We start from the raw sequence: 12,450 nt of genomic DNA, 5'->3' as shown, positions 1-12,450 counted from the left end.
CCACTTTGGCTATAAATGTGTATCATGTATGTATATTAATTGCCCTATATCCTGGATTTAGCTAGATGAAACTGACCACATATACTGACTTTGGACTGAGAGCCATGATGTATCTGGCAACCCTGCCGGCGGCAGAGTTAACCAGCGTGGCCCATGTTTCCACCCTCTATGGCGTGTCTCGCAATCATATGGTGAAGGTGGTGAACCAGCTGGCCCGACAGGGCTATATCCATGCGGTGCGTGGTAAAAACGGTGGTATTCGTTTGGCCAAGCCGGCGGAGCAGATCAATGTTGGACAGGTTATCCGTTCCCTGGAGCATAATCTCAACGGCATCGACTGCGGCAGCCCAGCCTGCCATCTGGTGAGGGTCTGCCGGTTAAAGGATGCACTTAAGCTGGCGATGGATGCCTTCCTGAGGGTGATGGACAGCTACACGCTGGCCGATCTGGTGGAGAACAGGGAAGAACTGATGGTGATCTTCGAACAGCTGGAGCCCACCCGGCAGCAGGTCGTCAGTCATAAGCACTAAGCAAAGAAGGGAGCTGACTGCTGTTTGTTTAACCTGCCTTGTAAAAGTGCGGTAACACCCTGATCTGTTTGACCATGTTGTTTTCTACTTCGAGTATTTCCATCGGGTAACCCGCCAGCCGCAGGCAGATATTGGCCTGGGGAATTTCCTCCAGATATTCCAATATCAGGCCATTGAGTGAGCGGGGGCCGTCGGTTGGCAATTGCCATCCCAGCTCCTTGTTGATGTCCCGGATACTGGATGAACCTTCGATCAGATAGCTGCCATCGTCCTGGGGTTTGATCTCATCGCTCAGGGTCGGGGTGATGGTGGTGGTAAAGTCTCCCACTATCTCTTCGAGGATATCATCCAGGGTCACCAGGCCCTGGATATCACCGTATTCATCGACGATCAGGCCGATGCGCTCCTTGTTGCGCTGGAACTTGAGCAGCTGCACGTTCAGCGGGGTGGCCTCGGGAATATAGTACAGTTCCCGTACCGCCCGCATCAGGCTGGATTTGCTGAATTCATCCTTGGCCAGCAATCGAAGGGCATCCCGGGCATGAATAAAGCCCAGGGCATCGTCGATGCTGTCGCGATACAGCAGTACCTTGGTATGGGGACTTTGCAACAGGCGCCGGTTGATGGTTTTCCAGTCCTGGGTGACATCGATACCGTAAATTTCATTACGCGGCACCATGATGTCATCCACCGTGACCTTTTCCAGATCCAGGATGGATAGCAGCATATCCTGGTGGCGGCGAGGGATCAGGGTGCCGGCTTCGTTGACGATGGTTCTCAGCTCATCCGAGCTGATAGCCGTGTCTTCACGGCTCTTGGTGTTGATGCGCAGCATGGCCAGCAAGCCATTGGAAATGGCGTTGATCATCCACACAAAAGGATAGAGCACGACCATCAACGGCTTGAGGATAAAGGACGCAGGAAAGGCAACCCGCTCGGGGTAAAGGGCTGCCAGCGTCTTGGGAGTGACCTCGGCAAAGATCAGTACCACCAGGGTCAGCCCCATGGTGGCGATGGCCACGCCGTAATCACCGAACAGGCGAATGGCAATCAGGGTAGCGATGGCCGACGCCATGATATTGACCAGGTTGTTGCCGATCAGGATAAGACCGATCAGACGGTCGGGACGGGCCAGCAGCTTTTCTACCCGAGTGGCCCCTTTGTGGCGATTCTGCGCCAGGTGACGTAACCGGTAACGGTTCAGCGACATCATGCCGGTTTCAGAGCTGGAGAAAAAGGCAGAAACAAAGAGTAAAGCTATCAGGATACCGGTTAAGGTACCCGTGGATATGTCGTCCAAGTAGACCGTCCTGTGTGTAAAGGCTGATTCAATTTCTAAGGCTTTAAGAGATGAGTGTCAAGTTACGACATGGACTCGGGTTCAACGCAACAGAATTTCGCTGACAAAACGGCTGCCGAAGTAGGCCAGGGTAAGCAGCACGCTGCCGGTCAGCGTGGCCCAGATCACCTTGCGGCCGCGCCAGCCCAGGCGATGATGCCCCCACAGAAGGGTAACATACAGGCACCAGGCAATGATGCTGAGCACGGCCTTGTGGGCCTTACCCGGGCTGAACATCTCCTGCAGGAAAAACAGGCCACTGGAAATGGACAGGGTCAACAGCACCACGCCGGCAAAAATCAACCGGAACAGGTAGCGCTCAATGGTCATCAGCGGCGGCATGGTGGGCAGGTTGGTCAACTTGTGCTTTTTCAGCCGGTGATCGAGAAAGCCCAGCAATACGGCCAACAGGCAGGCAATGGTCAGCAGAGAATAGGATACAAGCGCAAGTCCGATATGCAGCAATATCGCCGGCCTGGTTTCCAGGTGCATGCTGTAACTGCCGGGCAACAGGAAGTCGGTCACCAGTAACAAACCGGCGAAGCCGTAGACGACCGGCATCAGCAACCAGACATTGAAACGGCTGACCAGTAGCGTCATCAGCAGGCAGATGATCAGGCTGACCAGTGAGGCGACGTTGAGCATACTCAGGTTCTGGCCGGGTACCAGGATCACCGCGTCAAACAGCCATAGGCTGTGGAGGAGGAGGGCGCAAAGGGCGGCCGCTAAGCCGTATTGGCGCCCTTTGTGATGGGGGTGAAGCAAGTTATGTACACAGGCGATGGCCGCCAACAGATAAAATGCCATCGCCAGAACAGCAAGCAATTCCATAAAGAATGTCAGCCATTAACCGAGAATCGAGTAAGAATGGCCAGTATACCCTCAAGCTCACGGATCTCGCCAGCGAAGGTGTCTTAAGTTCGGGACGCGACTTGGGTATACTGGTCGCAATTTTCGCCAATTGCGGACCTGTTATGTTTGAGAACCTCACAGAAAGATTGTCCAAGACCCTGAAAAATGTCAGTGGTCGTGGTCGTCTGACCGAAGACAATATCAAGGAAACACTGCGCGAAGTGCGTATGGCCCTGCTTGAGGCGGATGTCGCCCTGCCGGTAGTGCGCGACTTCGTCGGCCGGGTCAAGGAACGGGCGGTCGGCCAGGAAGTAGCCAAGTCCCTGAGTCCGGGTCAGGCCTTTATCAAGATCGTTAACGCCGAGCTGGTGTCGGTGATGGGGGAGGCCAACGAGGAGCTGGATTTGGCGGCGCAGCCCCCGGCGGTGATCCTGATGGCGGGCCTGCAGGGGGCGGGTAAAACCACCTCGGTGGGCAAACTGGCCAAGTTTCTGAAAGAGCGCCATAAAAAGAAGGTGTTGGTGGTCAGTGCCGACGTCTATCGACCGGCGGCAATCAAGCAGCTGGAGACCCTGGCGGCGGACCTGGAAGTCGAGTGTTTCCCCAGTAATGTCCAGCAAAAGCCGGTGGATATTGCCACCAATGCGGTGGCCCATGCCCGCAAGCAATTCTTCGACGTGGTACTGGTCGATACCGCCGGTCGATTGCATATCGATGCCGATATGATGGGCGAAATTCAGCAGTTGCATGGCGCCCTCAATCCCGTCGAGACCCTGTTTGTGGTTGATGCCATGACCGGTCAGGACGCAGCCAATACCGCCAAGGCCTTTAACGAGGCCCTGCCGCTGACCGGGGTGATCCTGACCAAGGCGGACGGTGATGCCCGAGGCGGGGCTGCACTGTCGGTACGCCAGCTCACCGGCAAGCCGATCAAGTTTATCGGCGTCGGTGAGAAAACCGATGCCCTGGAGCCCTTCCATCCGGATCGGGTTGCCTCCCGTATCCTGGGGATGGGCGATATGCTGTCGCTGATAGACCAGATGGAGCGCTCGGTCGACAAAGGCAAGGCTGCGGAAATGGCCCAGAAGCTCAAGAAGGGCAAGGGCTTCGATCTGGAGGATTTCCGCGATCAGCTGGCTCAGATGCGCAATATGGGCGGTATGATGAGCCTGATGGACAAGATGCCGGGCATGTCTCAGCTGCCGGAAAATGTCAAAGATCAGGTGAATGACAAGCTGACGGTGCGCATGGAGGCTATCATCAACTCCATGACCCCCAAGGAACGCCAGCATCCGGATCTGATCAAGGGCTCTCGTAAGCGTCGTATTGCCCTGGGCGCGGGTACCGAGGTACAGGAAGTGAACAAGCTGCTCAAGCAGTTCACCCAGATGCAGAAGATGATGAAAAAAATGTCCGGCAAGGGGGGCATGCGCAAGATGATGAGCCAGATGAAGGGTATGATGGGCCCCGGTGGACGGCGGGGACCCTTCTGATAGAGGAGGACGGGAACAGAAACCATTCCCGGTGGTAGTTCACCGGCTCCTGTGGGGCCGTGCAAAAAGTCAGCTTTGGTTGCATTAAATACGGATCAGAGTACAATTGCGCGGCTTATTTTAAGCCAGGGTTCGCATTGTCTGCGGACCTTGTTTGTTTCAAGTATATAGAGGACGGTATGGTAACCATTCGTTTACAACGTGGTGGCGCTAAAAAGCGTCCGTTCTACCAGGTAGTAGTTGCTGACAGCCGCTATGCTCGCGATGGTCGTTTCATCGAGAAAGTAGGCTTCTTCAACCCGATCGCTGCAGGCCAGGCAGAAAAACTGCGTCTGGATCTGGAGCGCATCAACCACTGGGTAGGCCAGGGTGCAAGCGTTTCCGAGCGCGTAGCCAAGCTTATCAAAGACGCGGCCAAAGCGGCCTAAGTCTTGAAAGGTAGGGAGTTAAGGTGAGCGACCCTGTAGTAGTAGGCCAACTGGGTGCCGTTTACGGTATCAAGGGTTGGTTGAAGGTCAACTCCTTTACCGACCAGCCAGAAGGCATTTTCGATTATCAACCCTGGTTGATAAAAGACGGCAAAGGCTGGCGTGAAGTCCAGGTGACTGGATGGAAACGTCACAGCAACGGCCTTATCTGCAAGCTGGCCGATATCGACCAGCGGGAAGAGGCCCAGGCACTGACCGGTACCGATATTGCGGTAGGGGCGGAGGTATTTCCTGCGCTGCCGGAAGACCAGTTTTACTGGCGCGATCTGATCGGTTGTCAGGTGAAGAACACCAGGGGATACCACCTGGGTGAAGTCACTCAGCTGATGGAAACCGGCTCAAATGACGTGCTGGTGGTCAAAGCCAATGCCAATGATGCGTTTGGTCAAAGAGAGCGGTTGATTCCGTTTTTAGAAGAACAGGTGATCAAGTCTGTGAATGTACAAGGCAAGATCATCGAAGTTGATTGGGATCCGGATTTTTAATTCCAGTCGTGCCGTGCACGGAGAAAATCATGTGGATAGGGGTGGTTAGCCTCTTCCCGGAGATGTTCCGGGCTGTAAGCGACTATGGAGTGACCGGTCGGGCCGTAACAGATGGCCTGCTCCAGCTGGAAAGCTGGAATCCGCGAGACTTCACCCGGGACCGGCATCGCACCGTCGATGACAGACCCTACGGGGGCGGGCCGGGTATGCTGATGATGGTACAGCCATTGCGTGATGCCATAGCGGCAGCACGGGCAGCAGCGGGCGAAGGGGCACGGGTTATCTACCTGTCTCCCCAGGGCCGCAAGCTGGATCAGCAAGGCGTAGCTGAACTGGCCAAACAGGATAAGCTTATCCTGGTTGCCGGGCGCTACGAGGGTGTAGATGAGCGAGTCATTCAGGCCGATGTCGACGAAGAGTGGTCGGTCGGAGACTATGTGCTCAGTGGTGGCGAATTGCCCGCCATGGTGCTGATCGATGCGGTGGCCCGTCTGGTGCCTGGCGTCCTCGGTGACATGGCCAGTGCCGAGCAGGACTCCTTTACCGAAGGCCTGCTGGATCATCCTCACTACACACGTCCAGAAGACTTGTCGGGCATGACCGTACCCAAGGTGCTGCTGAGCGGTAACCATGGTGAGGTAGCTCGCTGGCGGTTGAAGCAGTCATTGGGCCGGACCTGGTTAAGAAGGCCGGAACTCTTGAACAACCTAGCTCTGACTGACGAGCAAGAGCAGCTTCTTGCCGAGTTTGTTCGCGAATATCGCGACCCAAAGCAGTAGAGTTTTCAGTTTACCCTAGGTAAGGAAATATCATGAGCAATATCATTAAGCAGCTTGAAGACGAACAATTGCGTACCGATATCCCGGAATTTGGTCCCGGTGATACCGTGCGTGTGATGGTACGCGTTGCCGAAGGTGGCAAAGAGCGTCTGCAGGCCTACGAAGGCGTTGTTATCGCCAAGCGTAACCGCGGTCTGCACTCTGCTTTCACCGTACGCAAAATCTCCAACGGTGAAGGTGTAGAGCGTTCCTTCCAGACTCACAGCCCGCTGATCGGCAGCGTGGAAGTGAAGCGTCGTGGTGCCGTACGTCGTGCCAAGCTTTACTATCTGCGTGACCGTGCCGGTAAGTCTGCTCGTATCAAAGAGCGTCTTACTCCTCGCACCAAGTAAGCCGATCCGGCTGTAATAAAGGCCCGCATTTGCGGGCCTTTTTGTTGCTTACAACATAAAGTGGCGGGCCAGCAGGGCTGCGGTGAAACCGATTTTCAGGTAGAAGCCCCGGGGCAAGGTCTGGATAGGCTCGCCATCCTTACCGATGGCGGCGGTCAGCACCCGGCTATTGGCAGCCTTGGGTCTCAGTTGTAGTACCTGACCATGGCGGGCACTGATCTCCTGCACCTGGCCCAGGCTGATCAACTCCATCAGCTCCTCCCAGTCCTGACGCAACAGCTGTTCTTCCTCTGCCGTGGGTACCCATAACAACGGCTGACCAATACGTCGCTCGCCCGGGGGAATGTTCCGCTCCCCCAGCACCGGGATCCAGAGAACCCGGGATAATTTGTTACGCACACTCGAATCTTCCCAACGAATACCGGCGGTATCGGTAAGCGGAGCCACGCATACAAAGGTGGTTTCCAACGGCCGACCATGTCTGTCCACCGGTATGGTTTTCAGCTCCACCCCCAGCTCGGGAAAGTCCTGTTCGGGTTTGGAGCCGGCACTGGCACCGAGGGCCAGCTCCAGCAACTGGCCGACCCAACCCTTGTCCCGGCGCAGATCCCGGGGCACGGCCAGCCCATGCTGTTGTGCCAGCTCGGCCAGCGACCAACCGGCCAGCTGCTCGGCCTGGGATAGTAACATGGTGACAGAATGAGGCCGGTAGTCCGATTTGTTCATTTATTAATCACTCGTGTCGATTGGCACAGCATGATATACTGAACCCAATAATAAATATAACTATATGATTTTTAAAGACTTAAATGCTTTGTAGCTGATTGTTTTCTGATGAAAAGATGATATACCGGTTTTCCCCGAGTATAAACATGCCATTACACAGCCTTATCCACAGAAATATGGGATAAGTCATCATGCGGTCATAAAGGATGCGGACAACAGTGCTTGAAGATGAAAAAACGTAATTTTCTAGCTGGGTGAGAGCCGGTTGCCACGGGCGATTTGTGGATAAGTTGTTAGTGGTGGATCTTTGTGCTGCCGGACTTATTAACATTTTACTGGCTGTCTGAGGTACTGGTAAAAGATCCAGTCAGGAGAATGATTTTGAATTTATATTATTGATATAATTGTGATTTTGTTTTTGTTTTGGGTTTGTTAATAAAGTGATCTTCGTACATCTGCCAATAGATCAAATGATCTATACCGGTTTTATCACAAAATTATCCACACATTTTGGGGGAAAAGGATCGGCGATAGATCCTTTTTCTGTTTATAACTATTGACAGGAAGGTAAGTTATTCAGTTCGGGCCGCTAGACATGGGTTAACAGCATGATTTGCCGGGAATAGGGGAATGTGGAACAATCATGGCAATGTTAGCTTTTTAGTCTGGTGATTGCGTGATAGATGGTGACGGTTTTCGTCCCAATGTAGGCATAGTGATCTGCAATCGCAACGGTCAGGTGTTATGGGCCAGGCGCTATGGACAACACTCCTGGCAGTTTCCCCAGGGCGGAGTGGATGACGGTGAAACGCCGGAGCAGTCCATGTATCGGGAATTGTATGAGGAAATAGGCCTTAAGCCGGAAGATGTTACCCTGCTGGCAGTGACCCGTCACTGGCTTAAATACAAGTTACCCAAGCGTTTGGTTCGGTGGGAGAGTAACCCAGTATGCATCGGCCAAAAGCAGAAATGGTTTCTGCTGCGATTGGACTCGGATCATGAGTCGAACATTCAGTTTGGCTGTCATGGCCATCCCGAGTTTGATGACTGGCGCTGGGTCAGTTATTGGTACCCGGTGCGGCAGGTGGTGTCTTTTAAACGGGAAGTTTATCGGCGGGTGCTGAGGGAGTTTGCTCCCATAGTGATGGCGGAGCAAAATCGCAAAGACGGACGTAAACGATATAGATAACTAAGGAGAGCGCGGCGTGTTAAAGGAATTACGAGAGATAGTCGAGCGGGTTACTGCCTCTTCCGATTTGAACGAGGCCATGTCCGAGCTGGTCAGACAGACCCGCGATGCCATGCAGGTCGACTGTTGCTCTATTTATCTGCGCCGTGATCTTGACCAGGCCTATCTGCTGGCGGCCACCGACGGTTTGGCCCCGGAGGCGGTGGGCCATGCCCAGATACCCTTCGGTGAAGGGATTGTCGGGTTGATCGGTGAAAAGGAAGAGCTGATCAACCTGGCGGATGCCCAGCACCACCCTAGTTTCAAATACCTGCCCGAAGCTCAGGAGGATGCCTTCAAATCCTTCCTGGGTTCGCCGATCATTCATCAGCGCAAGACCCTGGGGGTGCTGGTTGTCCAGCAAAAACAGGTGCGTCTGTTTGAAGAGAAAGAAGAGTCTTTCCTGGTCACTCTGGCGTCCCAGCTGGCGACCGTGATTGCCCATGCCGAGGCCAAAGGCAACCTTAAATCTCCCAATTGGCACGGGGTATTGCGTGGCCTGGCCGGCTCACCGGGTGTTGCCATCGGCAAGGCCTGGGTTTGGCAACCCAGGGTCGAGCTGGGTCAGGTCAAACCACGTAAGGCGGATGATCCTCAGCAGCAGCAGGCCCGGCTCGACAAGGCCCTGCGACAGGTCGACGAAGAGCTGGACAGCATGGCGTTGCGCTTCAAGGAGTCCGCTGCCGGGGAGTCGGTGGCCATTTTCGAGGTTTACCAGTATATCCTTAAAGATCCCGTTTTTATGGGCTTGATCCGAGAAGACATAGAACGGGGCTGGACAGCCGGAAGTGCAATCAAACGGGTCTGCGAGAAACAAATTGCCCAGTTTACCGCCATGTCAGATCCCTATCTGCGGGAGCGGGCCGCCGATGTGCGGGATCTGGGGCAGCGATTGCTGACTCGCCTGATCCATGAAGATGACGGTCCCTTGGCGCTCAGTGAGCCGGTGATCCTGGTGGCCGACGAGATCAGCGCCCCCCTGATTGCCGAAATCCCCAGGGACAAGCTGAAGGCCCTGGTAGCGGCCAAGGGCTCCATCAACTCCCATGCGACCATACTGGCGCGGGCCATGGGCATACCGGCGGTGATCGGTATCGATCATTCCTTCGAATTGCTGGAAGACAAGACGCTTATCGTCGACGGCTACAGCGGTGAATTGCTGGTGGAGCCGATCACATCGGTGTTGCGGGAATACAAACGCCTGGTCGCCGAAGAAGAGCAGATGAGCGAGTTGTTCGCGACCGTGCGCCAGGAGCGTTCAGAAACCCAGGACGGCGTTAAAATTTCCCTGTTGTTGAATGCCGGCCTCAGCGCCGATACCGAAATCGCCATGAACGACGCCGCCGACGGGGTGGGGCTGTTCCGCACCGAGATCCCCTTTATGATGCGCGATCGGTTTCCATCCGAGCTGGAGCAGGCCGCCAATTACCGCCGGATACTGACCAGCTATACAGGCAAACCCGTGTGCATGCGTACCCTGGATGTGGGCGGAGACAAACAGCTTCCCTACTTTCCCATTGTGGAAGAAAACCCCTTCCTGGGCTGGCGGGGCATTCGGCTGACCCTGGATCATCCAGAGATCTTCCTGGTACAGCTAAAGGCCATGTTGCGGGCCAGTGAAGGTATCGACAACCTGTCTGTCATGCTGCCGATGGTGGGCAACCTGGATGAGGTCAGGGCTGCACGCCGCCTGCTGGACAGGGCCTGGCGCGAGGTGTCGGCAGAGCCGGGCATTGCCCCCGATGGCATCCGTTATCCCAGCCTGGGGGTGATGATAGAAGTGCCTTCATTGCTTTATCAACTGCCCGAATTGGCCCCCCTGGTGGACTTCTGGTCCGTGGGGACCAACGACCTGACCCAGTACCTGCTGGCGGTGGATCGCAACAACGGTCGGGTGGCCGATATCTATGATGCCCTGCATCCCGCCGTGCTGCGGGCCCTGCAGCAGATAATCGATCATTCCCGGCTTTATGCCAAGCCGGTCTCCATCTGCGGCGAGCTGGCCGGGGAGCCCATAGGCGTGCTGGTATTACTGGCCATGGGCTATCGGCGTTTCAGCATGAACAACAGCAATATCATGCGTATCAAATATATCGTGCGCCAGTCCCGTATCGATGAATTGCAGAAGGTGCTGCAGGAAGCGTTGAGCCATAAGCATACCGGCGCCTTCAAGGGGGTGTTTGGTCGTTACCTGGAAGAGCGTGGGCTGGGCGGGCTGTTGAGGGCGGGCAATTGAGCCTGTTGGCTAGGGTTGCACATTCCTTGTCTGGAAGTCGCCCGGCGAGATAGGCGCACTTATATTTTCATTTTCCGCGCCGGCGTAGCACAATACCCTTTTTGTCCAATCGGGTATGTGCATGTCTACGAGCCATTGGGTATTTCCCCAATTTGATCCCATCGCCCTGCAGATCGGCCCCCTGGCCATCCACTGGTATGGCCTGATGTATTTGCTTGGCTTTCTCTTTGCCTGGTGGCTGGGTAACCGGCGGGCGAGCCAGCCTGGCTCCGCATGGACCAGGGAGCAGGTATCCGATCTGCTGTTTTACGGTTTCTTGGGGGTGATCCTCGGCGGCCGCTTCGGCTATGTACTTTTCTATCAGCTCGATACCTTCCTCGCCGACCCCCTGTACCTGTTCAAGATCTGGACCGGGGGCATGTCCTTCCATGGTGGCCTGCTCGGAGTGATCACCGCCATGTTGCTGTTTGGCCGCAAGATCCGCAAGCCATTCTTCGCCGTGGCAGACTTTATTGCTCCGCTGATCCCCTTCGGACTGGGTGCCGGTAGGCTGGGCAATTTTATCAACGGTGAGCTCTGGGGGCGGGTGACGGATGTGCCCTGGGCGATTATTTTTCCGGCGGCGGGCGCCTTGCCCCGACATCCTTCCCAGTTGTACCAGTTTGCCCTGGAAGGGGTATTGCTGCTGCTCATATTGAACCTGGCCTGGCGGGTCCGTCCTCCCAGGGGCACCATTTCCGGCCTGTTCCTGCTCTGTTATGGCCTGTTCCGTTTCCTTGTGGAGTTTGTGCGCGAGCCCGACGCCCAGCTGGGGCTTTACCTGAATATGTTCAGCATGGGGCAGTTGTTATCCATGCCCATGATGCTGGCCGGTTTCATCATGATATGGGGGGCCTACCACAAGCCCCGTTGGTTTGGTAATGGAGAGAAAACGGCATGAAGTCTTATTTGGCACTGATGCAGCATATTTTGGACAAGGGCGAGCAGAAGGAAGATCGCACCGGTACAGGAACGCTGTCGGTGTTTGGCCACCAGATGCGCTTCGATTTGAGCCAGGGCTTCCCGCTGGTCACCACCAAGAAATGTCACCTCAAATCGATTATCCACGAGCTGTTATGGTTTCTGAATGGTGATACCAATATCGCCTACCTCAAGCAGCACGGGGTCAGCATCTGGGACGAGTGGGCCGATGAAAACGGCGATCTGGGACCGGTTTACGGCCATCAATGGCGCAGCTGGCAGGGGGCCGATGGCCAGGTTGTCGATCAGATTAGCCAGGCTCTGGAGACCATCAAGACCAACCCAGACTCCCGCCGCATCATCGTCTCTGCCTGGAATGTGGGTGAGTTGGACAAGATGGCGCTGGCCCCCTGTCATGCCCTGTTTCAGTTCTATGTCGCCAACGGCAAGCTTTCCTGTCAACTGTATCAGCGCAGTTGTGATGTGTTCCTGGGGCTGCCCTTCAATATCGCCAGCTATGCCTTGTTGACCCATATGATGGCTCAGCAGGCCGGGCTGGAGGTCGGGGACTTTGTCTGGACCGGCGGCGATGTGCACCTGTACCGTAATCACCTGGAGCAGGCCCGTCTGCAACTGGGGCGTGAACCCAGAGCATTACCCCGTTTACGGCTGGCCAGGCAACCGGAGTCGCTGTTTGAGTATAACTTTGAGGATTTTGTGCTGGAAGACTACCATCCGCACCCACATATCAAGGCACCGGTAGCGATTTAGCCTATTTTCATATGTTAACTATGCTGATAGGCAGGATAACATTTTAATATCATCGACTATTCCAATGTTGAGCCGTTAATATATTCGCTTTTTCCGAGTAATTAATCAGAAACAACCGATTACTCGCGGAATCATGAGCTGATTACACTCGAACGAATGGATTCAAGTGTT

Annotated in this window: 13 protein-coding genes; 10 read left to right on the top strand and 3 right to left on the bottom strand. The window is 55.1% G+C overall.

The genetic code is table 11. From position 1 onward, the window contains the following. Positions 1 to 65 precede the first annotated feature (65 nt). Positions 66 to 530, top strand: a complete 465-nt coding sequence (nsrR, locus tag DCS96_RS14255; RefSeq protein WP_116475081.1) for a nitric oxide-sensing transcriptional repressor NsrR — start codon at positions 66 to 68, stop codon at positions 528 to 530. Between the two features lie 28 nt (positions 531 to 558). On the opposite strand, the gene DCS96_RS14250 is transcribed toward nsrR, so the two are convergent. Continuing rightward, positions 559 to 1,830, bottom strand: coding sequence for an HlyC/CorC family transporter (locus DCS96_RS14250; RefSeq protein ID WP_116475080.1), 1,272 nt, complete (start codon positions 1,828 to 1,830; stop codon positions 559 to 561). Positions 1,831 to 1,911: 81 nt separating this feature from the next. After that, positions 1,912 to 2,700 carry a cytochrome C assembly family protein gene (locus DCS96_RS14245; protein WP_198650090.1) on the bottom strand — a complete coding sequence of 263 codons (789 nt, stop codon included), beginning with the start codon at positions 2,698 to 2,700 and terminating at the stop codon, positions 1,912 to 1,914. A 143-nt stretch (positions 2,701 to 2,843) separates the two neighbouring features. Here DCS96_RS14245 and ffh point away from each other — a divergent pair, with 143 nt between their 5' ends. From ffh to rplS, 5 genes are all read left to right on the top strand, one after another. Then, the gene (gene ffh / locus DCS96_RS14240; RefSeq protein WP_116475078.1) at positions 2,844 to 4,214 is read left to right on the top strand and encodes a signal recognition particle protein; all 1,371 of its coding nucleotides are present in this window, start codon (positions 2,844 to 2,846) and stop codon (positions 4,212 to 4,214) included. A 179-nt stretch (positions 4,215 to 4,393) separates the two neighbouring features. Then, positions 4,394 to 4,642 (top strand): 30S ribosomal protein S16, encoded by a 249-nt coding sequence (gene rpsP, locus DCS96_RS14235; RefSeq protein WP_116475077.1) that lies wholly within the window; start codon positions 4,394 to 4,396, stop codon positions 4,640 to 4,642. 23 nt (positions 4,643 to 4,665) lie between these two features. Next, on the top strand, positions 4,666 to 5,187 hold the full coding sequence (rimM, locus tag DCS96_RS14230) for a ribosome maturation factor RimM (protein ID WP_116475076.1): 522 nt from the start codon (positions 4,666 to 4,668) through the stop codon (positions 5,185 to 5,187). 29 nt (positions 5,188 to 5,216) lie between these two features. Next, on the top strand, positions 5,217 to 5,966 hold the full coding sequence (gene trmD, locus DCS96_RS14225) for a tRNA (guanosine(37)-N1)-methyltransferase TrmD (protein WP_116475075.1): 750 nt from the start codon (positions 5,217 to 5,219) through the stop codon (positions 5,964 to 5,966). Between the two features lie 32 nt (positions 5,967 to 5,998). Beyond that, positions 5,999 to 6,358 carry a 50S ribosomal protein L19 gene (rplS, locus tag DCS96_RS14220; protein ID WP_116475074.1) on the top strand — a complete coding sequence of 120 codons (360 nt, stop codon included), beginning with the start codon at positions 5,999 to 6,001 and terminating at the stop codon, positions 6,356 to 6,358. A 48-nt stretch (positions 6,359 to 6,406) separates the two neighbouring features. On the opposite strand, the gene mutH is transcribed toward rplS, so the two are convergent. Continuing rightward, positions 6,407 to 7,084, bottom strand: a complete 678-nt coding sequence (mutH, locus tag DCS96_RS14215) for a DNA mismatch repair endonuclease MutH (protein ID WP_116475073.1) — start codon at positions 7,082 to 7,084, stop codon at positions 6,407 to 6,409. Positions 7,085 to 7,760: 676 nt separating this feature from the next. On the opposite strand from mutH, the gene rppH reads away from it, so the two are divergent. The 4 genes from rppH to thyA all read left to right on the top strand — a co-directional run bounded on the left by rppH (position 7,761) and on the right by thyA (position 12,279). Then, positions 7,761 to 8,273, top strand: a complete 513-nt coding sequence (rppH, locus tag DCS96_RS14210) for an RNA pyrophosphohydrolase (RefSeq protein WP_116475072.1) — start codon at positions 7,761 to 7,763, stop codon at positions 8,271 to 8,273. A gap of 16 nt (positions 8,274 to 8,289) precedes the next feature. Next, the gene (gene ptsP / locus DCS96_RS14205; RefSeq protein WP_116475071.1) at positions 8,290 to 10,548 is read left to right on the top strand and encodes a phosphoenolpyruvate--protein phosphotransferase; all 2,259 of its coding nucleotides are present in this window, start codon (positions 8,290 to 8,292) and stop codon (positions 10,546 to 10,548) included. Positions 10,549 to 10,669: 121 nt separating this feature from the next. Then, the gene (gene lgt, locus DCS96_RS14200) at positions 10,670 to 11,488 is read left to right on the top strand and encodes a prolipoprotein diacylglyceryl transferase (protein ID WP_116475070.1); all 819 of its coding nucleotides are present in this window, start codon (positions 10,670 to 10,672) and stop codon (positions 11,486 to 11,488) included. Then, the gene (gene thyA, locus DCS96_RS14195) at positions 11,485 to 12,279 is read left to right on the top strand and encodes a thymidylate synthase (RefSeq protein ID WP_116475069.1); all 795 of its coding nucleotides are present in this window, start codon (positions 11,485 to 11,487) and stop codon (positions 12,277 to 12,279) included. Before lgt ends, thyA begins: the two co-directional genes overlap by 4 nt. The last annotated feature ends 171 nt before the right edge of the window (positions 12,280 to 12,450 follow it).

This window comes from Zobellella maritima, assembly GCF_003075035.1.
Taxonomy (GTDB): domain Bacteria; phylum Pseudomonadota; class Gammaproteobacteria; order Enterobacterales; family Aeromonadaceae; genus Oceanimonas; species Oceanimonas maritima.
The sequence above is the reverse complement of the archived record's forward strand: the minus strand, read 5'-3'. Positions and strand labels throughout refer to the sequence as shown.